The organism is Desertibaculum subflavum (genome assembly GCA_003576705.1).
Lineage (GTDB): Bacteria > Pseudomonadota > Alphaproteobacteria > Ferrovibrionales > Ferrovibrionaceae > Desertibaculum > Desertibaculum subflavum.
In genome coordinates this window covers 45,442-66,655 of the sequence record QOZS01000014.1, presented here as the reverse complement: position 1 = coordinate 66,655, position 21,214 = coordinate 45,442, and the positions used below count along the sequence as shown (strand labels likewise).

Below are 21,214 nucleotides of genomic sequence, written 5' to 3'. Positions count from 1 at the left end.
CCCGGAGAGCCGAGCATGTCGTTCCTGAACCGCTTCAATCTCGGGCTGCGCGGCGGTCTCTACGCCACGCTGGCGGGCCTGGCCCTGTTGCCGGCGCTGGCCGCCGGCCTGTTCTGGCTGTCCTCCAAGACGCTCGACGCCACCATCACCGACATCGCCGAGCGCAAGATGCTGGCGCTATCGACCGCATCGCTGCTGGAACGGCAGGCGCGCGACGCGCAGCTCGCGCAGGCGCGCATGCAGGCGATCGCCAGCAAGGCGGAGCTGGAGAACGCCGCCAGCAGCACGCGGCTCCGGCTGAAGGATGCCGCCGCGCAGGTCGGTACCTTGGCCGAGCTCGGCCTGCATGCCGATACCGTCAAGATGATCGGCGACGGCCTGGCATCGATGGAAGGCACCATCGACAAGATGGCCAAGGAAGTCGGCGCGCGCATCGCCGTGCTGGACGATCGGCGCGCGGCCATTGCCAAACTCAACGGCGCCGCCGAGGAATTCGCCCGCAACCTGGCGCCCTCGATCCTGCGCTGGCGGGCCACCGCCAACCAGGTGCGCGCGCGGCTCGCCGGCGGCGGCCTCGAGGGCGAGGCGCTGGCCGGCCAGATCGAGCTGCTCGGCAAGGCGCTTGGGATGCTGGACCCGCTGAACGACCTGGCGCTGCGCGGGCGCAATCTGGAGACGTTGCTCGCCCAGGTGCCGTCGACCGATCAGCCCGACCGGCTGCCGGTGATCGAGCTGCGCGTGAAGGAGGAGATCGGCCGTATCCAGGCCGGCCTCGAGAAGGTCGACCCGCGCCTCAAGGCCGCGGTGGAGGAACAGGTGACGACGCTGCTGGCGCTCGGCAGCGGCGATGCCAGCCTGCTCGCACTGCAGCAGCAGCTGATCAAGCTCGACCGCAGCACCCGCGACCTCATCACCATCGCCGAGGCGGTCAGCGGCGAGGTGACCGGCGGCGTCGCCAGCACCTTCGCCTCGACCGAGGGCCAGGTACGCGAGAGCGTGGGCCAGGCCGGGGAGGCGATGGTCAGTCTCGAGATCACGCAGATGCTGGCGGCCGGTTCGGCGCTCGCCATCGCCATCCTGGCCGCCCTGTTCTACGTACGGCCGCGCATCGTCAACCGCCTGATCGCGCTGGCCGGCACCATGCGCTCGATCGCCGACGGCGATCTCACGGCCGAGGTCCCGGAAGGCGGACGCGACGAGATCACCGAGATGGCCTCCGCCGTCCGTGTGTTCCGCGCCAACGCGATCGAGAACGAGCGGCTCGCCCGCGAGGCGGAGGAGAACCGCCGCCGCGAGGAAGAGGCACGTCGGCGCGAGGCCGAGCGCGAGGAGGCGGAACGCCGTGCCGCCGAGGAGCGCCGCCTGCAGCAGGAGGCCGAAAAGCGCGAGGCCGAGAAGCGCGAGCGCGAGGCGGAAGAGCGCCGACGGGCCGAGCGCGAGCAGGAGCGCGTGGCGGCGGAAGCCCGCCGCAAGCAGGATCTGGAGCGCCTGGCCGCGGAATTCGAGCAGGCAGTCGGCCAGGTCGTGTCCGGCGTGGCTACCGCGTCCAACGAGATGCAGTCGCTGGCCCGGCGCCTGACCGGCGTCGTGGGCGATACGCGGCAGCGCACCACCGAGGTCGCCTCGGCCTCGCGCCAGTCCTCGGAAAGCATCAGCGCGGTCGCCGCGGCAACCGAGGAGGTCGCCGTCTCGATCCGCGAGATCTCGCGCCAGGTCAGCGATTCGAGCCAGATGACTTCCAATGCGGCGCGTCAGGCCGACCGCACCAACAGCGACATCAATGGCCTGGCCGAGGCGGCCAACCGCATCGGCGCCATCGTCGAGGTGATCAACGGCATCGCCGGCCAGACCAACCTGCTGGCGCTGAATGCGACCATTGAAGCCGCCCGTGCGGGCGAAGCGGGCAAGGGCTTCGCCGTGGTGGCGAGCGAGGTGAAGAGCCTCGCCACACAGACCGCCAAGGCGACCGGCGAGGTCGGTCAGCAGATCGACGCGATCCAGAGCCTGGTGCGCCAATCGGTCGACGCCATTCGCGCCATCGGCGGCACCGTCACCCGCATCAACGAAGCCACGACGTCGATCGCCGGCGCGGTCGAGCAACAGGGCGCGGCGATGGGCGAGATCTCGCGCAGCGTGCAGGAGGCGGCCCAGGGATCCAACCTGGTCACCGGCAACATGGACGCTGTGCAGGGTGCCGCGGAAGATACCGGCGGCGTGGCCGATGCGGTGTCGAGGGCGGCGCAGGAGCTGTCCAGCAACGCCGAGGCGCTCCGCGTGCAGGTCGACGGCTTCCTCGGCAAGGTGCGGGCGGCCTGATCGCCGCCGCCGCGCTCAAGGCGCGGCGGAAGGCAGCGGGAACTTGTCGAGATAGGGCTGGTATTCCGGCTCGACATCGATGGCAAGGCTCGCCAGCACGCGCACGACCGCCGCATAGAACGCCGCCACGATCACCAGTTCCACGGTGTTCTGCCGGCCGATCGCCGCCTCGATCGCGCTGAAAGTTTCCGCGCGCATGCCGCCTTCGTCGGCGATCTCGCGCGCGCCGCGCAGCACCAGGCGCGCCAGCGGCTCCAGATCGTTCGGCCGGCCTTCGCTTTCCGCCATCAAGGCCCGGACATCGGCCTCGCTGACACCGAAATCGAAACCGATCTTGACGTGGTGGCTCCACTCATAGGGGCTGCGGGCGAGATAGCCGACCTGCAGGATGGCGAGCTCGCGCAGGCGCGGATCGAGCCCGCTGTCATAGCGTATCCAATGGCCCACGCCATGGAAGGCGCGCGCCGCGCCCGGCGCATTGGCCAGAGCACGGGCCAGCGCGATCGGCCGCGCCAGCAGGTCGCGGTCCTCGGGCTTCAGGTCGTCGGGGGTGAGATAGGGGACGCGCGCCATCGGTCGTTTCCTCGAACAGTCTTGCTGCCGCCGGCGCGACGATAGCAGCCCGTCTCACGCGGATGTGACAGAACCGGCGCCGCGCCGGTCGCCAGAGTCGGGCCGGGAGATGCATTCTCGGGGGAGGCACGACATGCGCGCGTTGTGGCTGGTGTTGCTCGCAATCGTGATGGCGGGCGCGGAGGCGGCGGCGCAGGCAACGCCGCCGGTGCGCGAGATCAGCAAGATCGCCGGCGAGATCTACCGGTTCCGCAACAACAACCACTACTCGGTCTTCGCCGTCACGCCGGACGGCATCATCGCGACCGATCCGATCAACGCCGATGCGGCGACCTGGCTCAAGGCGGAGCTGAAATCGCGCTTCGACAAGCCGGTCAAGTATCTGATCTACAGCCACGACCATGCCGACCACAGCTCCGGCGGCCATGTCTTCGCCGACACCGCCATCGTGGTGGCGCATGCCAAAGCCAAGGCGGCGATCCTGGGCGAGAAGCGGCCGACCGCGGTGCCGCAGGTGACCTTCACCGAGCGGATGACGATCGTGCTCGGCGGCACCGAGCTCGAGCTCACCCATGTCGGGCGCAATCACTCCGACAATTCGATCGTCATGCGCTTCCCGAAGGAGCGGCTGCTGTTCGCCGTCGATTTCATCCCGGTGAACGCGGTGGCGTTCCGCGACTTCCCCGACGCCTATGTGCCGGACTGGATCGAATCCCTCCGGCGGGTCGAGGCGATGGATTTCGACATCCTGGCGCCCGGGCACGGCCCGCTCGGCCGCAAGGAGCACGTGAACCAGTTCCGCGAATATCTGGAAGACCTGCGCCAGGCCGTGCTGTCACTCGCCCGGGAAGGCAAGTCGCTCGACGAGATGAAGCAGACGATCAAGCTGCCGAAATACGAGGGCTGGGCCGGCTATCAGCAGATGTTCCAGCTGAACATCGAAGGCATGTATCGTCTGGTCCAGGCCAACCGGCGCGGCAACTGACCGCCTCTGTCGCGGATGTGTGATGGCGGTTGCGGCGTTTCGGCCCGGGCATGGCTACCTGGGCTTGCACAGCGCATTGGAAAGGCTAGCATTTCGGCAACCGGTGTCAGGTCCGGCGCCGAGCGAGGGGGAGTGGTAACGCGTTCGACCGCGGAACCGGGTGTTCCGTACGGGGGTGGTGCATGGCGACCAATGGTCAGCGGAAATCGGTGTCGATCGTGATTGCGGACGACCATCAGATGTTCCGGCAGGGCCTGCGGCTCCTGCTGGAAGACGAGTTGAAGGTCGCCGAGATCGTCGAGGCGGAAGATTTCGATACCGCGCTCGACCGTGCCGCGTCGATGAAGCAGGTCGATCTCATCCTGGTCGATCTCAAGATGCCGGGCATGGCGGGCGGGGCCAGCATCCGCTCGGTCCGGCAGGCCTATCCGACCGCCAAGGTCGTGGTCGTCTCGGGCTTTACCGGCCGCGACGAGATCCTGGACGCGCTGGGCGCCGGGGCGCATGGCTATGTGCCCAAGCGGCTGTCGATCGAGGAGCTGACGGCGGCGCTGCGCCTGGTGATGAGCGGCGGCGTCTACGTGCCGCCCGATATCGCGACCGTGCCGCCCGAAGGCGGCGACGACCTGGTCGATCTGCCGATGCCGTCCAGACCGCCGGGCGACACCGATCTCAGCCGCCTGACGCCGCGCCAGCGCGACGTGCTGCGCGAGCTGTCACAGGGCCGCTCCACCAAGGAGATCGCCCGCTCGCTCGATCTCGCCGAAGGCACGGTGAAGATCCATCTGGCGGCGATCTTCCGCCTGCTCGGCGTGCGCAACCGCACCGAAGCGGCGATCGCCGCCGCCAAGTTCGGCATCTGAGATCCGGCGGCTGCGGCCGCGAGGTCATTCGGCGGCGGCGCGATACATCGCGGCACCGATGCGCGCCTTGAGCGTCGCAGGCTCGAGAGGCTTGGTCGCCCAGGGAATGCCGCTCGCCTTCAGCGTGACCAGCGTTTCCGGCCCGGTCGCGCCGGTGACCACCAGCGCCGGCACCCGCCGGCCGACCTGCCGCTCGATCCGCCGCACCACGTCGAGGCCGTTCGGCCCGCTGCCCAGGTTGTAGTCGGCCAGGACGAGGTCGGGAGGTGTCCCCTTCGACAGTGCCGCCGCGGCGCCGTCGGCGTCACCGGCCTCGCTGACCCGCATACCCCAATCGCCGAGCAGGCGGGCCAGCGCCGCCCGCACTTCCGGCTCGTCCTCCACCACCAGCACGTGGCGGCCGGCAAGATCGACCGCCCCGGCCGGATCGGGGCCGGCCGGCGCCGCGTCGGCCGGCCTGGCGTCGACCGGGGCGGCCATCGGCACGGCAACGGTGAAGGTGGCGCCGCGGCCCGGCATCGAGCGGGCCGCCACTTCATGACCCAGCAGGCGCGCCAGCCGCTGCACGATGGCGAGGCCGAGGCCGAGCCCGGTCTCGCCGCTCAGCTTCTGGGTCTGGCCTTGCGCGAATTCCTGGAACAGGCGCGGCATCTGCTCCGGCGGAATGCCGGGCCCGCTATCATGCACCTCGATGCGCAGCCGCGTGCCGGCGCGGCGGCAGCCGAGCAGGACGCGGCCGCTCGCCGTGAACTTGACCGCATTGGAGAGCAGGTTGCGCAGGATGCTTTCGAGCAGCTCCGGGTCACTCCGCACCGGCACGGCCGACGGCACGAAGCGGAACGCGAGGCCGCGGGCCTCGGCGCGGCCGCGGAACTCCGCCTCCAGCTTGCGCAATACCTCCGCCGCCGGAAAGGTCGTGACGCGCGGCATGGTCACGCCGGCATCGAGCTTGGAGATGTCGAGCAGCGAGTTGAACATCGACTGCATGCTGCGGGCCGCCTGCTGGATGTTGCGCACCAGGTCGGCGGCGTCGGCCTGCTTCAGCCGGCGTTCCAGGGCGCTGGCGAACAGCGTCAGCGCATAGAGCGGCTGGCGCAGGTCGTGGCTGGCGGCGGCGAGGAAGCGCGACTTGGCGCGCGAGGCCTCGACCGCCTGGTCGCGCGCCTCCTCCAGCGCGCGCATCGTCTCGTGCTCGCGGGTGACGTCGATGGTGAGCGAGACGACGCCGCGCACCCGGCCGTTGCCGTCGCGATCCGGCACGAGATAGCAACGCACCGGCCGCGGCGGCCCGCGCTCGAACGGCGCCACGTTCTCGGTGCTGACCGGCTCGCCGGTCAGGGCCGTGGTGACCCAGCCGCGGAACAGGGCGCCCGCGGCGGGACCCGCCACCTCCTCCGGCGTCCTGCCCAGGAAGTCATCCGGATCGATGTCGAACCAGTCGCGGTAGCGGCTGTTCATGAACCGGTAGCGCACCTCGGTATCCAGATAGGAGACGAGGCCCGGCAGCGTGTCGGCCAACAGCCGCAGCCGCGCGTTGATCTCTTCCGCTTCCCGCTCGCCCACGCGCGCCCGGCGATGCGACCGGATCAGCAGGACGATGGCCATGATCGAGAGAGCCATGCCGGCGCCCGCCAGCCCCATTGCCACGAGATCGCGCGCGCGGTGGGCGGCGTCGCCCTCATCCAGCAGCGTGTGGGCTGCGAGCACGGCGATGACCACGGCGACAAGGCACATTGCCGCGGCGATCAGCGCGGTGGGCATGCGTAGGCTCGGCAAGCGCGAACCGATATCCGTTGTCGGGCTCTTCGGCATTCTCCGGCCTGTCGGTCCCGCCCCGGAAGCAGGCCGCACAGCCTAGGCCATCCGACCTAGGTTGGCCACGCAGCCAGCCGAGCCGATCTGGCCGAATTTCCAAGCCGATCGGAAAGGCGCATGGTTGCCCGCACATTCACCCTATCGGCGTGAATACGGCCAGCGGCCGGAGGTTCGACCCACATGGCAAGCCTTCCTTTGCCCTCACAGGCTCTGCGGCCCCGCGGCAGCGATCTGCCCTGCCTGGAATACCTGCTGCGGCGGTTCGACCGCGCCGGCGTGCCACGCCCGAATATCACCTGGGATCCCGCGATCGACAGCCTGCCCAGCGCCGCGCTGCGCGCCGTGCAGGCGCGCTGGTCGGCGGGGGGCAGGCCCGACAGCGCACCACCGGTGCCGCCGAGCGGCGAACTGGTCTTCATCGATCCGAGCTTTCGCCTGGTCGGCTATCCGCGCCGCGACGGTGGCCAGATCGTCGCGGTCGGTGACGGTGCGGATGGCGCAGGGGCCCTCGACATCGCCGACCTGCCGATCGAGGTCGATCTGCTGCGCGCCGTCTATGCCGTCGCCGCCGCCTACGGGCATTGCGCCCTGATCAGCCTCGAGCGTCCGACCACGCTGGAGCGTGCCATCGTCGATCGTGTGGTGCTGCCCACCGGCCGCCGCGGCCTGCTGGTCGCCCGGGCGCCGCGGCTCTAGCGTCGGCCGGCGGCGAGCGCCACCGCATAGCCCTCGACCGCCGCGCCGTTCTCGGTGCGCAACGACACCGCTTCCAGTTCGCACACGCCGAGATGGGCGCCCGCGGCGGCGCGGCGCAGATAGCCTTCCGTATGCGTGTAGCGGCCCGAGGCGGCGAGGGACCAGCCGTCGCCGGCCTTCATTTCGACGGTGAAGAGCAGCAACCCGCCGGGCTTCAGGGCGCTCGCCACGGCCGCCAGCACGGCGTCCAGCTCGCCGAAATAGCAGAACACGTCGGCCGCGACGGCCAGATCGAAAGCAGTGGGGTGAGCGCCGAGCCAGGTGCCGATCTCCGCCTGGTGCAGGGCGTCATAGCTGCCGCGCGCGGCGGCGCGCTTCAGCATCTCGCCGGAAAGGTCGATGCCGACAAGCTGTCGCGCGCGCGGCCGGAGATACGGCGCCATCAGGCCGGTGCCGCAGCCGAGATCGACGATGTCGAGCATGCGGCGGTCGCCGAGCCGGCGCTTTGCGAGTTCGGCCAGAAGCATCGGCGCGCGATAGTCGAGGAAGGTGACCAGCGTCTCGTCGAACCGCTCGGCCATGCCGTCGAACACGTTGGCGACATAGGCGTCGGAGGCCCGTGCCGGCGCCGCGCCGCCGCCCAACGCGGCAATCAGATGCCGCACCTCGTCGCGCTCCGGCGCGAGGGCGAGGCAGCGGTGGAAGGCCTCCAGCGCTGCCGCCTTGCGTCCGGCCCTGGCCAACAAGGTGCCGAGCTTGAGCCAGGCGCCGGCATCCTGCGGCGCGGCCTTCGCCCGCTGCTCGGCCGCTGCGATCCCTGCCGATTGCGCCTCGTCGCGTTTGAGCCGGGCGAAGGCAGCGGCCACGGGGTCGCCGGCGGCCAGATGTGCCGGCGTCACGGACAGCGGCGACGGCGCGGCCCTGGGCAGCAGCAGATCGGCTACCGAGCGAGGGGCCGCCGGGCCGGGCCGGCCGCCGCCGTCGGTTTTTCTGCCACCGCGTCGCTCTTTCCGATTCATGCGCGGACCTTACCGCCCCCAGCCGCGAAGCGCGACGAGCCTGCTTCTCTCAAAATGCAATATAAAGATATGCTTATATTTAGCATTGCGGATTAATGCTGTCGCTGATAAAAGTTTGCCATCCCGATTTCAAGGAGCCCGCCATGGCTGCGCAGGACTACAAGGTCAAGGACATCTCGCTCGCCGATTGGGGCCGCAAGGAGATCGCCATCGCCGAGACCGAGATGCCCGGCCTGATGGCCCTGCGCGAGGAATTCGGCAAGTCGAAGCCGCTGAAGGGCGCCCGCATCGCCGGCTGCCTGCACATGACGATCCAGACCGCGGTGCTGATCGAGACCTTGACCGCGCTCGGCGCCACCGTGCGCTGGTCGTCCTGCAACATCTTCTCGACCCAGGACCAGGCGGCCTCGGCAGTCGCCGCGGCGGGCATTCCCGTGTTCGCCTGGAAGGGCGAGAGCGAGGAAGAGTTCTGGTGGTGCATCGACCAGACCGTCAAGGGCCCGGACGGCTGGATCCCGAACATGATCCTGGATGATGGCGGCGACCTCACCCAGGTGATGCACGAGAAGCATGCCGACCTGATGAAGGACGTGCGCGGCATCTCGGAGGAGACCACGACCGGCGTGCACCGGCTCTACGAGATGGCGCGCGACGGCAAGCTCCTGGTGCCGGCGATCAACGTCAACGACAGCGTCACCAAGTCGAAATTCGACAACCTCTATGGCTGCCGCGAGAGCCTGGTCGACGGCATCAAGCGCGCGACCGACGTGATGATGGCGGGCAAGGTCGCCGTCGTCGCCGGCTATGGCGATGTCGGCAAGGGTTCGGCCGCCTCGCTGCGCAGCCAGGGCGCCCGCGTGATGGTGACCGAGATCGATCCGATCTGCGCCCTGCAGGCGGCGATGGAAGGCTATCAGGTGACGACGATGGAAGAGGCGGCGCCGATCGGCGACATCTTCGTCACTGCCACCGGCAATGTCGACGTCATCACCATCGACCATCTGCGCGCCATGAAGCACCGCGCCATCGTCTGCAATATCGGCCACTTCGATTCCGAGATCCAGATCGCGGCGATGCGGAACTACCGCTGGCACAACGTCAAGCCGCAGGTCGACGAGGTCGAGTTCCCGGACGGCAAGCGGCTGATCGTGCTGGCCGAGGGCCGGCTGGTGAATCTCGGCTGCGGCACCGGCCACCCGTCCTTCGTGATGAGCGCCTCGTTCACCAACCAGACGCTCGCCCAGATCGAGCTGTGGAACAATCACAAGGCCTATGAGCGCAAGGTCTACACGCTCCCGAAGCAGCTCGACGAGAAGGTCGCGGCGCTGCATCTCGACAAGCTCGGCGTCAAGCTGACCAAGCTGACCGAGAAGCAGGCGAGCTATATCGGCGTGGCGCCGGCCGGTCCCTACAAGCCCGAACCCTATCGCTACTAGACGCCGGTCGTCGGGGGGGCGGCCGGTGCGGCGGGGGGGCGCGCTGATCCTCTTCGCCCTCGCCGGCTGTGCCGGCGGGGGCGTCGGCTATCAATGCGAAGACGGACGCAAGCCTGTGGCTCGCTTCGGCACCGACCGCATGACGCTCGACCTCGACGGCAAGCGCGCGACCCTGATCCAGGTTCGCGCCGCATCGGGGGCGAAATATGCCGATGCCGCGACCGTGTTCTGGGTGCGCAGCAGCGACGCGATGCTGGAAACCCCCGGCACGATGACGCGCTGCATCCGCGCCGAACGCTGATCCCGCCCGCGGCCGACACCGCGCGCTACGGCTTCCTTCCGAAGGCGCGCAGCACCAGGCGCGCCACTTCTACCTTGCTCCGCCCCGCCGACAGGGCCGCGGGAATCTGGTCGTCGAGCAGCAGCAGCGACAGGCCGTGCACCAGCGCCCAGGCGCTCACCGCCGCCGCGGCGGCCCGTTCCGGTCCCACGGCCCGTTCCATCGCGCCGCGCAGGCCGTCGAAACTGGCGCGCGACGCGGCCTGCAGGTCGGGGAACGCTGCCTTGTCGATGGCGTCCGAGAACATCAGGCGATAGACGGCAGGCTCGTCCAGCGCGAAGCCGATATAGGCGAGACCCATCGCCTCCGGGTCGCCGCTGCCTCCCGTGGCTTCGCGGCTGCGCGTCCCCAATGCCTTGAAACCCTCCGCCGCCAACGCCGCCAGCAGAGCTTCGCGCGTCGCAAAATGCTTGTACGGCGCGTTGTGCGATACGCCGAGACGGCGCGCGAGCTCGCGCAGGCTGAGCGCCGACGGGCCTGTCTCGGCCAGCATGGCGCGCCCGGCGGCGAGCAGGGCGCTGCGCAGATCGCCGTGGTGATACCGGGCCGGCGGTTTGCCACCCCGCGGCCTTCGCGGGCTCCCGGCGCGGCTGGAAGTTGGCATTGACAACTTTGTTTCACCCTCTATGTTGTCAGTGTCAACATAGAGTCGCTTCCGGTCGCGTGCAACCAGCCGGGCGGCGAGGAGGGCAGCGATGTCGCTGGCGCCTTATCTGGCCGAAACGACGGCCGTGCAGCTCCACCTGGCGGTCGTGCTGCTGGCCTTCGTGCTCGGCGCCTGGGTGCTGTTCCGGGCCAAAGGCACGCCGGTGCACAAGCGGCTCGGGCGCATCTGGATGGGCCTCATGGCGGCCGCCTCGATCAGCTCGTTCTTCATCCCGGCGACCCTGGTGCCGCTCTATGGCGGCTTCGGCGTCATCCACCTGCTGTCGGTGTGGGTGCTGATCAATATCGGCATCGCCGTCTGGGCGGCGCGCACCGGGCGCATCCGCCAGCACCGCATCTGGGTCACCGCCACTTATGTCGGCGCGCTGATCGGCGCCGGTGCCGGCGCCATGGTGCCGGGCCGCCTGATCTCGCAGATGCTGGGCTATGGCTGAAATCAGACGGTGAGATAGCGCCGCACCTCTTCCTCGTCGACCGCGCCGCTGTCGCCGGCCAGCACCACTTCGCCGCGCTCCATCACCACGAACTTGTCGGCGAGCGCACTGGCGAAATCGAAATACTGCTCGACCAGCAGGATCGCCATGTCGCCGCGCTCCGCAAGCTTGCGGATAACCCGCTCGATATCCTTGATGATCGACGGCTGGATGCCCTCGGTCGGCTCGTCCAGGATCAACAGCTTCGGCCGCGTGATCAGCGCGCGGGCGATGGCAAGCTGCTGCTGCTGCCCGCCCGACAGATCGCCGCCGCGCCGGCCCAGCATGCTCTTCAGCACCGGAAACAGCTCGTAGATCTCGTCCTCGATGGTCTGCAACGATCGCGGCAGCGGCGCGAAGCCGGTCTTCAGATTTTCCAGCACCGAGAGGCGCGGGAAGATCTCGCGGCCCTGCGGCACCAGGGCGAAGCCGCGCCGGGCGCGCTCATGCGGCGCGAGGCGCGACACTTCGGTCTCGCCCCAGGCGATGCGGCCGCGCTGGATGTCCTTCAGGCCCATGATGGCTCGCAGCAGCGAGGTCTTGCCGACGCCGTTGCGGCCCAGCACGCAGGTGATCTTGCCGGGCTCCGCGTTCAGCGACACGTTGCGAAGCGTATGGCTCGCGCCGTAATAGAGGTGGATGCCTTCGACGTTCAGCATGCCTCAGCGCCCCAGATAGACTTCGATGACGCGCTGGTTCGCCTGCACCTGGTCGATCGAGCCTTCGGCCAGCACCGATCCCTCGTGCAGCACCGTCACCTTGGCGCCCAAGTTGCGCACGAATTCCATGTCGTGCTCCACCACCACCAGGGTGCGCTCCTGGGCGAGGCGCAGGATCAGCTCGGCCGTTGCCGCCGTCTCATGATCGGTCATGCCGGCGACGGGTTCGTCGAGCAGCAGCAATTGCGCGTCCTGGCCCAGCAGCATGCCGATCTCCAGCCACTGTTTCTGGCCGTGGCTCAGCGCACCGGCCAGCTCGTGCCGCCGGTCGCTGAGACCGATGGTCTCGAACAGGCGATCGATGGTGTCGCGCATCTCGCCGGTCACCAGCCCGCGCAGGGTCGCGAAGGTGCTGCGGTCGGCCTTCACCGCAAGCTCGAGATTCTCGTAGACGGTCAGGTTCTCGAACACGGTCGGGCGCTGGAACTTCCGGCCGATGCCGAGATTGGCGATGGTCGCCTCGTCCAGCTTGCTCAGGTCGTGATCGCCGTCGTAGAACACCTCCCCCTGGTCGGGCCGCGTCTTGCCGGTGATCACATCCATCATGGTGGTCTTGCCGGCGCCGTTCGGCCCGATGATGGTGCGGAGCTCCCCCTTCTCGATGATCAGCGAGAGCGAATTGAGCGCCCGGAAGCCGTCGAAGGAGACGGTGACGCCGGAGAGATAGAGATGCGGATCGGGCTCGCCGGGCAGGCGGCCGGGCATTTCGGGTCGCACCATGTCAGTCGCCCTCCGCCGGCTTGGCCACCGCCCGAGGGGCCTCGCGGCGCAGCCGGATCTGCTGCGCCAGGCCGACGATGCCCTTGGGGAAGATCAGGGTGACGGCGACGAACAGGCCGCCCAGCACGAACAGCCAGGCATCCGGCGCGGCGCCGGTCAGCCAGGTCTTGCCCCAGTTGACCACGAAGGCGCCGAGCACGGCGCCGACCAGGGTACCGCGGCCGCCGACCGCGACCCAGATCGCGACCTCGATCGAATTGGCCGGCGAGAACTCGCTCGGGTTGATGATGCCGACCTGCGGCACGTAGAGCGCGCCGGCAATGCCGGCCAGCACCGCCGACAGCGTGAACACGAACAGCTTGGCGCCGGTCGCCGAATAGCCGAGGAAGCGCACCCGGCTCTCGGCGTCGCGGATGGCGAGGCAGACGCGGCCGAGCTTCGAGGTCACGATCCAGCGGCAGAGCAGGAACGTCGCCGCGAGCCCGATGACCGAAGCCAGGTAGAGCCCGATCCGTGTTTCCGGCGCCTGCACGTTGAAGCCGAGGATCTCCTTGAAATCGGTCAGGCCGTTATTGCCGCCGAAGCCCATATCGTTGCGGAAGAAGGCGAGGAGCAGGGCGAAGGTCATCGCCTGGGTGATGATCGACAGGTAGACGCCGGTGACGCGGGATCTGAACGTGAGCCAGCCGAGCACGAAGGCGAGAATGCCGGGCACCAGGACGACCATGATCGCGGCGAACCAGAACATGTCGAAGCCCTGCCAGTACCAGGGCAGCTCCTTCCAGTTCAGGAACACCATGAAATCCGGCAGCTCGGCATTGCCGTAGACGCCGCGGGCGCCGATCTGCCGCATCAGGTACATGCCCATGCAGTACCCGCCGAGCGCGAAGAAGGCGCCGTGGCCGAGCGACAGGATGCCGGCATAGCCCCAGATCAGGTCGAGCGCGAGCGCCAGCATGGCGTAGGTGCAGTACTTGCCGATCAGCGGCACCAGATAGTCGGGCATGTGCAGCGCCGATCCGGGCGGCACGAACAGGTTGGCGATCGGCACCAGCAGCAGCAGCACGCCGACGCCGGCGAAGCCGAGCCAGCCTACGGCGCTGAGCAGCGGATAGGTGGGATAGCGCTCACGCATCGGCAGCACGCCCCTTGAGCGCGAACAGCCCGCGCGGCCGCCGCTGGATGAACAAAATGATGGCGACCAGGATGGCGACCTTGCCGAGCACGGCGCCGGCCACCGGCTCCAGTAGCTTGTTGACGATGCCGAGCGACATGGCGCCGACCAAGGTGCCGGCCAGGCTGCCGACGCCGCCGAACACCACGACCAGGAAACTGTCGACGATGTAGATCTGCCCCAGATTGGGGCTGACATTGCCGATCTGCGACAGCGCTACGCCGGCCATGCCGGCGACGCCGGAGCCGAGGCCAAAGGTCATGGCGTCGATCCGCGCCGTCGGGATGCCCATCGCCGCCGCCATGTCGCGGTTCTGCGTCACCGCGCGCATGTGCAGGCCGAACGAGGTGCGGCGCAGGATCAGTGCGATGGCGCCGAGCACCAGGAAGCAGAACAGGATGATGACCAGCCGGTTCCAGGTGACGGTGAAGCCGCCGACCAGGTCGAAGCCGCCGGTCATCCACGACGGGTTGGACACTTCCTTGTTCGGCGCGCCGAAGACGGTGCGCACCAGCTGCTGCAGGATCAGGCTGATGCCCCAGGTGGCGAGCAGGGTCTCGAGGGCGCGGCCGTAGAGGAAGCGGATCACGCCGCGCTCCAGCGCGATGCCGGCCAGCGCCGCAACCGCGAAGCCGGCCGGCACCGCGCAGAGCAGGTAGAGATCGAAATAGGCCTGCGGGATAAAGGCTCGGAACACCTCCTGCGTCACGTAGGTGGTGTAGGCGCCGAGCATGATCATCTCGCCATGCGCCATGTTGATCACGCCCATCACGCCGAAGGTGATGGCAAGCCCGATCGCGGCCAGCAGCAAAACCGAGCCGAGGCTGATGCCCTGGAACAGGTTGGCCGCCCAGCCGATCACCTGCAGCTTGCGCTGCACGCTGTCGAAGGCGATCTGCACCGCGGCGCGCACGTTCGGATCGGTCTCGGCGGCGAGCCGCGCCTGCAGCAGCGAGCGCACGCGGAGGTCGGTCGACCCCGCCAGCACATCGACCGCCGCGAGGCGGGCGCCCTTGTCTTCGGCCGCGACTTCCGCTGACGCGATGGCGAGCGCCATTGCCGAGCGCACGTCGCCGTTGCGCTCCTCCGCGAAGGCCTTCCGCAGCAATCCGACGGCGTCGGGCGTCGCGTTGCCGATCAGGGCGTCGGCGGCGCGGCGGCGCTGCCCGGCATCCGGGCTCAGCAGGCCGAGCTTGCCGACCGCCTCGCTCACCACGTTGCGCAGGTTGTTGTTGATGAAGACCGGGTCCAGATCGCCGGCATCGCCGATGCCGACGACCTTCAAGGTCGAGGCATCGGTCAGGCGCAGCCGGTTGCCGTCGGGATCGCCGATCACGATCAGGCCGTCGCTCTTGCGGCTGAACAAGCGGCCATCGGCCAGCGCCTGCAGCACGGGAATGGCGCGGCCGTCACCGAGCGCGGTCAGCTGGTCGATCGCGGTGCGCTTGGTATCGAAGGAATCGGCATTCAACCCCTTTACGGCGCCGGCGAAATCGAGCGGCACGGCCGCCTTGGCGCCGCCGATGCCGGCCTGCTCCAGCAGGCCCTTGGCGGCGGCGTCGAGGGCGATGACCTCGATCTTGTCGGGCTCCAGCATGTCCTCGACATCGCCGGTCTCGGCATTGGTGATGGCGAACATCTTGCCGTCGGGATCGCCGATGACGACGGCGCCGTCCTCGAGCCGACGAAACAGCAGGCCCTTGGCGAGCGCCTCCAGCGCCGCCTTGGCCTTCGGATCGTCCTGTTTGGCGAGCGCCTCGATCGCCGGCTTCGGATCGCTCTCGCCGAGCTGGCGGATAAGTTCGGAGACATCCTGCGCCGCGGCCGGGACCGACCAGAAAGCGACGATGAGAAGGATCGCAAGGCGCAGGCAGGACACGTTATCAAGCTCCGGCAGGCGGGCTGCCTCCCTCCGCCGATACAGGGCGGAGGGAGGTCTCACTCGGTTGTCGTATTCGGATGGAAAAGCCTGCGCTTACTCGTACTTGCCGAACTTCGGCTTTTCGCAGTTGCCGCAGACCCAGGGATAGGTCCAGTCGGCGGTCAGCTTGGCGCTTTCCGGGATGAACTTCGACCAGGCATCGGCCTTGACCGGGCCCTTGGTCTTCCACACCACGTTGAACTGGCCGTCGGGGCGGATCTCGCCGATATAGACCGGCTTGGACAGGTGGTGGTTGGTGTTCATCACCGAGTTGAAGCCGCCCGGCGCCTTCACCTTCTGGCCGTACATCGCCTGGCGCACCGCGTCGACATCGGCGGTGCCGGCCTGCATCACGGCCTGGGCCCACATCTTGAAGCCGATATAGGTGGCCTCCATCGGGTCGTTGGTGACGCGCTTGTCGCTCTTGATGAACGTCTTCCACTGCTTGATGAAGCCGTCGTTCACCGGGTTCTTCACCGACTGGAAGTAGTTCCAGGCGGCGAGGTGGCCGACCAGGTTCTTGGTGTCGATGCCGGCGAGCTCTTCCTCACCGACCGAGAAGGCCACCACGGGGATGTCCTTCGCGCTGATGCCGGCGTTGGCAAGCTCCTTGTAGAACGGCACATTGGCGTCGCCGTTGATGGTGGAGACCACCGCCGTCTTCTTGCCGGCCGAGGCGAATTTCTTGATGTCGGCCACGATGGTCTGCCAGTCGGAATGACCGAACGGCGTGTAGTTGATCATGATGTCCTCGGCCGGCACGCCCTTCGACTTCAGGAAGGCCTCGAGGATCTTGTTGGTGGTGCGCGGATAGACATAGTCGGTGCCGGCCAGCACCCAGCGCTTGGCCGCGCCGCCCTCGGCGCTCATCAGATACTCGACCGCCGGGATCGCCTGCTGGTTCGGCGCCGCGCCGGTATAGAACACGTTCTTCGAGCTCTCCTCGCCCTCGTATTGCACCGGATAGAACAGCAGGCCGTTCAGCTCCTCGAACACCGGCAGCACCGACTTGCGGCTGACCGAGGTCCAGCAGCCGAACACCACCGAGACCTTCTCCTTGGTGATCAGTTCGCGCGCCTTCTCGGCGAAGAGCGGCCAGTTGGAGGCCGGGTCGACCACCACCGCCTCGACCTTGCGGCCGAGCAGGCCGCCCTTCTTGTTGATGTCGTCCACCATCATCAGGACTGTGTCCTTCAGCGTGGTCTCGCTGATCGCCATGGTGCCCGACAGAGAGTGCAGCACGCCGACCTTGATCGGCGCCTGCGCCGATGCGGCGGCGGACCACATGAGTGCGCCAAGGCCCGCGCCGAGCGCGAGTGTCTTGGCCAAAGTGATTGGGCTATGCATGACCCCCGATATCCTCCGTTGACGTCTCCAGATCGCGCCCGCCTGGGCACGTGTCGCGGTGCAGCAAGGGACATGCCAAGGGATTCACCCAATTGAATCAGTGCCCAAGAAGCAGGCATACGCCTGTTGTGGCGACAAAACAGGCAGACAGGGGCATTTGCTGAAATTTTAGGCCGCCGAAGCCCGCTATATGGAACTACATTGTTTTAGAGCGGCTCGGTCTTGGCCTTGAACTCGCAGAGGTCGACGATCGGGCAGGCGGCGCAGCGCGGCTTGCGGGCGAGGCAGGTATAGCGCCCGTGCAGGATCAGCCAGTGATGCGCGTGCAGGCGATAGGCCGCCGGCACCGCCTTCAACAGCTTCAGCTCGACCGCGAGCGGCGTCTTGCCGGGTGCGAGGCCGGTGCGGTTGCCGACCCGGAAGATGTGGGTGTCGACGGCGATGGTCGGCTCGCCGAAAGCGATGTTGCGCACTACGTTGGCGGTCTTGCGGCCGACGCCGGGCAGGCGCTCCAGCGCCTCGGCATCGTTCGGCACCACCCCGCCGTGGTCGCGGAGCAGCAGCTCCGACAGGGCGATGACGTTCTTCGCCTTGGTGTTGAACAGGCCAATGGTCTTGATGTGGTCCCGCAGCCGCGCCTCGCCGAGCTTCAGCATCTTCTCGGGCGTATCGGCGACCTGGAACAGCTTCGCGGTCGCCTTGTTCACCCCGGCATCGGTCGCCTGGGCCGACAGCACCACCGCGACCAGCAGCGTGTACGGGTTCTTGTAGTGCAGCTCGCCGCGCGGATCCGGCTCGCGCGCCGCGAAGCGGCGGAACATCTCTTCGATCTTGTCTTTTTTCATCGCGACCTTATCCCCCGCGCCGCGGCACAATGCCGGCGCCCGGCCCGTTGCTGCAAGAAGGACCCCGGCCTATCCTCGGCCGCATGCAGGCGTCTCTGCCCCTCGATCCCGTGCTGTTCGAAGCGTGCCTCAAGCCGCATCGCTCGCTCGGGCGACGCGGCCTGCTGATTCTACTCTCGGTCGCGGGCGGCGTTTCGCTGTTTGCCGGGCTGCGCTTCGCCTATCTCGGCGCCTGGCCGGTATTGGTCGTATTCCTGCTCGACCTTGGCCTGCTCTGGGGCGCGTTCAAGCTGAACAACTGGGCGGCGCGCCGGTTCGAGGCGGTGGAGCTGCGCGAGGGCGAGCTGCTGATCCGCCAGGTCGATCCGCGCGGGCGCGAGCGCGCCATCCGCTTTCAGCCCTATTGGGTGCGGCTCGACAAGCCGGATCCGGAGCAGGTCGATTCCCAGCTTGTCCTGCGCTCGCATGGCCGCGCGGTCGCGGTCGGCAGCTTCCTGCCGCATGCGGAGCGGCTTGCCTTCGCCGATGCCTTGGGCGACGCGCTGCGGCGGATCCGCTCCGGCCTCGCGCTGAACTAGCCTCAGCCCTTCAGGCCGAGCACGTCCACCATGGAATAGAGGCCGGGCGGGCGGCCCTGCAGCCATTGCGCGGCCTTCAGCGCGCCGCGGGCGAAGATGGCGCGGCTGGTCGCCTTGTGGGTGATCTCGATGCGCTCGTCATCGGCGGCGAAGACGACGGTGTGCTCGCCCGCCACGTTGCCGCCGCGCAAGGCCGCGAAGCCGATGGCGCCGCGCTTGCGGGCACCAGTAATGCCGTCGCGGCCGCGCTCGGCCACCTCGGCAAGCTTCACCTTGCGGCCCGTCGCTGCCGCCTCGCCGAGCGCCAGCGCCGTGCCCGAGGGCGCATCGATCTTCATGCGGTGGTGCATCTCGACCACCTCGATGTCGAAATCGGCGTCCAGCGCGGCGGCGACCTGCTGCACGATGGAGAGGAGCAAGGTCACGCCCTGGCTGGTGTTGGCGGCGCGGAACACCGGCGTGTGGCGTGCCGCGCGCTCGATCGCCGCCAGGTCCTCGGCCTCCAGCCCGGTGGTGCCGATCACGATCGGGCACTTGGCCTGGGCGGCGATCTCGGCGTGCCGGCGGGTCGCCACCGGCACGGTGAAGTCCAGCACCGCGTCGGCATTGGCGAAGAGCGGCAGCGGATCGTCGGCGATCTTGGCGCCGAGCGGGCCGAGCCCGGCCAGATCGCCGATATCCTTGCCCAGATTGGGCGAGCCCGGCGCCTCGGTGCCGCCGACCAGACGGAAGCCCGCGGCATGGGCCTCGCGCGCCAGCATCTGCCCCATGCGCCCGCCGGCGCCCACGATCCCGATCCCGATCCCGATGCCGCTCATACCGTTTCCTCGCCGCTATTGTCAGGGGCTATCATCGTCGCCGGCCCCAGCTCGGGCCCCACCATAGTCAGGCCAAAAAGGAACCGGAAGGAACGCCCATGAGCGATACGGTGCTGTGCGAGATCCGCGAGGGCGTCGCCCTCGTCACCCTGAACCGGCCGGAGGCGCGCAACGCGCTCTCCATGGAGCTCCGGCTTGCGCTGGGCGAGATCCTCGGCCGGGTCGAGCTCGACGACAGGGTGCGCTGCGTCGTGCTGCGCGGGGCCGGCGGGCATTTCATGGCCGGCGGCGACGTCAAGGCGATGCACCAGCGGATGTCGATGGACCGGGCCGAGCGCTACCGCGCCATCCTGGAAGGCATCCACGCGCTGCACCTGCCGATCTTCGCCATCCGCCGTATGGGCAAGCCGGTGATCGCGAGCGTCGAGGGCGCCTCGGCCGGCTTCGGCCTCGGCCTGGTCGCCGCCTGCGACCTCGCGGTCGCGGCTGACGATGCTTTCTTCACGCTCGCCTATTGCCATATCGGGGCGAGCCCGGATGGCGGCACGTCCTATTTTGTCGCCCGCACCATGGGCATGAAGCAGGCTCTGGAACTCGCCTTCCTCGGTGATCGTTTCGATGCCGCGCGGGCCAAGGATTTGGGCCTCGTCAACTGGGTGGTTCCGAAGGCAGAATTGCAGGCTGAGACCTGGAAGCTGGCGGCGCGTTTGGCCCAGGGCCCGACCCGGGCCTATGCCAATGCCAAGGCGCTGTTCAACGCGGCGCTGAACCAGACCATGGAGACGCAGCTGCAGATGGAGGCGGAGCGCATGGCCGACAGCATGATGACCGAGGACCATGCCGAGGGCGTCGCCGCCTTCGTCGACAAGCGCAAGCCGCGCTTCAAAGGTCGGTAATGGCGCGCGAGTCCGAGGGCAAATACGTCAACGGTCACCGGCCCTTCGGGGCCGCCGACCTGTTCCGCCCCGGTGTCGTGCCGGAAGCACGGCCGAAGCCGGGCGACTACGCCTTCGATGTCGAGCGCACGGTCAGCCGCGTCTACGGCCTGCGCTCGGAAGTGCCGGAGGACGCCTTCACCGCGCGCACGCTCGGCACCGAGCGCGAAGGCAATGCCATCCCGATCAGCCGCGACGGGCTCGTCCTCACCATCGGCTATCTGGTCTCGGAGGCGAGCCGCGTCATCCTGGCCGCCTCCAACGGCGGCATCGCCGAGGCGCATGTCGTCGCCTACGATTTCGAGACCGGCTTCGGCCTCGTCCGCACCGCGACGCCGCTCGGCCTCGAACCGTTCGAGTTCGGCACCGCCGCGACACTGCTGCCCGGCGATCCGGTCATCGTCGCCGGCAATGGCGGCATGAAGCAAGCCTTGGCGGCGCGCGTCCGCGCCAAGCACGAATTCGCCGGCTACTGGGAATACCTGCTGGAAGAAGCGATCTTCACCGAGCCGGCGCATCCGAATTGGGGCGGCACCGCGCTGATCGACAAGAACGGCAAGCTGGTCGGCGTCGGCTCGCTGCATCTGGCGGAGAGCGACAAGCCCGGCAACATGTTCGTGCCGATCGACCTGCTGCCGCCGATCCTGCCGGCGCTGACGCGCCACGGCGATGCAGGACGCCAGTCGCGGCCCTGGCTCGGCCTTTACCTCACCGAAGCGGAAAAGCATCTCGTGGTCGCCGGCGTCGCGCCGGCCGGCCCCGCCACCACGGCGGAGATCAAGGTCGGCGACGTGATCGTGGCGCTGGACGGCGTGCCGGTGCAGGGCCTGGCGCCGTTCTACCGCCTGCTCTGGGGGCGCGGCCGCGCCGGCATCTCGGTCCGGCTCGCCGTGTTCCGCGAAGGCAAGCTGCGCGAGATTTCGGTCGAGACGGCGGATCGCAGCTGGTTCATGAAGCGCCCACAGGCGCAGTAAT

Annotated in this window: 21 protein-coding genes; 10 read left to right on the top strand and 11 right to left on the bottom strand. The window is 68.5% G+C overall.

All coding sequences use genetic code 11. From position 1 onward, the window contains the following. Nucleotides 1–15 precede the first annotated feature (15 nt). Entirely contained in the window at nucleotides 16–2,316 is a 2,301-nt protein-coding gene (locus tag DT074_RS09525) for a methyl-accepting chemotaxis protein (protein ID WP_119419602.1), read from the top strand. A gap of 15 nt (nucleotides 2,317–2,331) precedes the next feature. Here the strand turns inward: DT074_RS09525 and DT074_RS09520 are convergent, their stop codons facing one another. Beyond that, nucleotides 2,332–2,889, bottom strand: coding sequence for a carboxymuconolactone decarboxylase family protein (locus DT074_RS09520; RefSeq protein WP_119419601.1), 558 nt, complete (start codon nucleotides 2,887–2,889; stop codon nucleotides 2,332–2,334). 133 nt (nucleotides 2,890–3,022) lie between these two features. Here DT074_RS09520 and DT074_RS09515 point away from each other — a divergent pair, with 133 nt between their 5' ends. Beyond that, complete coding sequence (locus DT074_RS09515) at nucleotides 3,023–3,874, top strand: MBL fold metallo-hydrolase (protein WP_162914761.1); 852 nt, start codon at nucleotides 3,023–3,025, stop codon at nucleotides 3,872–3,874. A 182-nt stretch (nucleotides 3,875–4,056) separates the two neighbouring features. Further along, complete coding sequence (locus DT074_RS09510) at nucleotides 4,057–4,737, top strand: response regulator (RefSeq protein ID WP_368744566.1); 681 nt, start codon at nucleotides 4,057–4,059, stop codon at nucleotides 4,735–4,737. A 24-nt stretch (nucleotides 4,738–4,761) separates the two neighbouring features. On the opposite strand, the gene DT074_RS09505 is transcribed toward DT074_RS09510, so the two are convergent. Then, nucleotides 4,762–6,498 (bottom strand): ATP-binding protein, encoded by a 1,737-nt coding sequence (locus DT074_RS09505; RefSeq protein WP_162914760.1) that lies wholly within the window; start codon nucleotides 6,496–6,498, stop codon nucleotides 4,762–4,764. Between the two features lie 234 nt (nucleotides 6,499–6,732). On the opposite strand from DT074_RS09505, the gene DT074_RS09500 reads away from it, so the two are divergent. Continuing rightward, the gene (locus DT074_RS09500) at nucleotides 6,733–7,248 is read left to right on the top strand and encodes a hypothetical protein (protein ID WP_162914759.1); all 516 of its coding nucleotides are present in this window, start codon (nucleotides 6,733–6,735) and stop codon (nucleotides 7,246–7,248) included. On the opposite strand, the gene DT074_RS09495 is transcribed toward DT074_RS09500, so the two are convergent. Continuing rightward, nucleotides 7,245–8,147: a class I SAM-dependent DNA methyltransferase gene (locus tag DT074_RS09495; protein ID WP_162914758.1), complete on the bottom strand. Its 903-nt coding sequence runs from the start codon at nucleotides 8,145–8,147 to the stop codon at nucleotides 7,245–7,247. The genes DT074_RS09500 and DT074_RS09495 overlap by 4 nt on opposite strands. 263 nt (nucleotides 8,148–8,410) lie before the next feature. Here DT074_RS09495 and ahcY point away from each other — a divergent pair, with 263 nt between their 5' ends. Together ahcY and DT074_RS09485 are read left to right on the top strand one after the other, a co-directional pair. Next, nucleotides 8,411–9,703, top strand: a complete 1,293-nt coding sequence (gene ahcY, locus DT074_RS09490) for an adenosylhomocysteinase (protein ID WP_119419652.1) — start codon at nucleotides 8,411–8,413, stop codon at nucleotides 9,701–9,703. Between the two features lie 25 nt (nucleotides 9,704–9,728). Beyond that, the gene (locus tag DT074_RS09485; RefSeq protein WP_162914757.1) at nucleotides 9,729–10,004 is read left to right on the top strand and encodes an MliC family protein; all 276 of its coding nucleotides are present in this window, start codon (nucleotides 9,729–9,731) and stop codon (nucleotides 10,002–10,004) included. Nucleotides 10,005–10,029: 25 nt separating this feature from the next. On the opposite strand, the gene DT074_RS09480 is transcribed toward DT074_RS09485, so the two are convergent. Then, nucleotides 10,030–10,647, bottom strand: a complete 618-nt coding sequence (locus DT074_RS09480) for a TetR/AcrR family transcriptional regulator (protein ID WP_368744565.1) — start codon at nucleotides 10,645–10,647, stop codon at nucleotides 10,030–10,032. Between the two features lie 91 nt (nucleotides 10,648–10,738). Between DT074_RS09480 and DT074_RS09475 the strand changes: the two genes are divergently transcribed. Then, nucleotides 10,739–11,143, top strand: coding sequence for a DUF2306 domain-containing protein (locus DT074_RS09475; RefSeq protein ID WP_119419595.1), 405 nt, complete (start codon nucleotides 10,739–10,741; stop codon nucleotides 11,141–11,143). Nucleotides 11,144–11,145: 2 nt separating this feature from the next. Here the strand turns inward: DT074_RS09475 and urtE are convergent, their stop codons facing one another. The 6 genes from urtE to nth form a co-directional block, all read right to left on the bottom strand. Further along, on the bottom strand, nucleotides 11,146–11,841 hold the full coding sequence (urtE, locus tag DT074_RS09470) for an urea ABC transporter ATP-binding subunit UrtE (RefSeq protein ID WP_119419594.1): 696 nt from the start codon (nucleotides 11,839–11,841) through the stop codon (nucleotides 11,146–11,148). 3 nt (nucleotides 11,842–11,844) lie between these two features. Continuing rightward, on the bottom strand, nucleotides 11,845–12,621 hold the full coding sequence (gene urtD / locus DT074_RS09465; RefSeq protein ID WP_368744564.1) for an urea ABC transporter ATP-binding protein UrtD: 777 nt from the start codon (nucleotides 12,619–12,621) through the stop codon (nucleotides 11,845–11,847). 1 nt (nucleotide 12,622) lies between these two features. Beyond that, nucleotides 12,623–13,756, bottom strand: coding sequence for an urea ABC transporter permease subunit UrtC (gene urtC, locus DT074_RS09460; protein WP_119419649.1), 1,134 nt, complete (start codon nucleotides 13,754–13,756; stop codon nucleotides 12,623–12,625). Beyond that, nucleotides 13,749–15,674 (bottom strand): urea ABC transporter permease subunit UrtB, encoded by a 1,926-nt coding sequence (gene urtB, locus DT074_RS09455; protein WP_368744563.1) that lies wholly within the window; start codon nucleotides 15,672–15,674, stop codon nucleotides 13,749–13,751. The genes urtC and urtB overlap by 8 nt, the downstream gene beginning before the upstream one ends. A 96-nt stretch (nucleotides 15,675–15,770) precedes the next feature. Continuing rightward, on the bottom strand, nucleotides 15,771–17,063 hold the full coding sequence (gene urtA, locus DT074_RS09450) for an urea ABC transporter substrate-binding protein (protein ID WP_119419592.1): 1,293 nt from the start codon (nucleotides 17,061–17,063) through the stop codon (nucleotides 15,771–15,773). A gap of 206 nt (nucleotides 17,064–17,269) precedes the next feature. Further along, a complete protein-coding gene (gene nth / locus DT074_RS09445) occupies nucleotides 17,270–17,908 on the bottom strand; it encodes an endonuclease III (RefSeq protein WP_119419591.1) in 639 nt (212 codons plus the stop codon). An 83-nt stretch (nucleotides 17,909–17,991) separates the two neighbouring features. Between nth and DT074_RS09440 the strand changes: the two genes are divergently transcribed. After that, a complete protein-coding gene (locus tag DT074_RS09440; protein ID WP_162914756.1) occupies nucleotides 17,992–18,486 on the top strand; it encodes a DUF2244 domain-containing protein in 495 nt (164 codons plus the stop codon). Nucleotides 18,487–18,488: 2 nt separating this feature from the next. Here DT074_RS09440 and dapB read toward each other — a convergent pair whose 3' ends face one another. Next, nucleotides 18,489–19,304, bottom strand: coding sequence for a 4-hydroxy-tetrahydrodipicolinate reductase (dapB, locus tag DT074_RS09435; RefSeq protein ID WP_119419589.1), 816 nt, complete (start codon nucleotides 19,302–19,304; stop codon nucleotides 18,489–18,491). 98 nt (nucleotides 19,305–19,402) lie between these two features. On the opposite strand from dapB, the gene DT074_RS09430 reads away from it, so the two are divergent. Together DT074_RS09430 and DT074_RS09425 are read left to right on the top strand one after the other, a co-directional pair. After that, entirely contained in the window at nucleotides 19,403–20,200 is a 798-nt protein-coding gene (locus tag DT074_RS09430) for an enoyl-CoA hydratase/isomerase family protein (RefSeq protein ID WP_119419588.1), read from the top strand. Continuing rightward, nucleotides 20,200–21,213 carry a S1C family serine protease gene (locus DT074_RS09425; RefSeq protein ID WP_119419587.1) on the top strand — a complete coding sequence of 338 codons (1,014 nt, stop codon included), beginning with the start codon at nucleotides 20,200–20,202 and terminating at the stop codon, nucleotides 21,211–21,213. Before DT074_RS09430 ends, DT074_RS09425 begins: the two co-directional genes overlap by 1 nt. Nucleotide 21,214 lies beyond the last annotated feature (1 nt).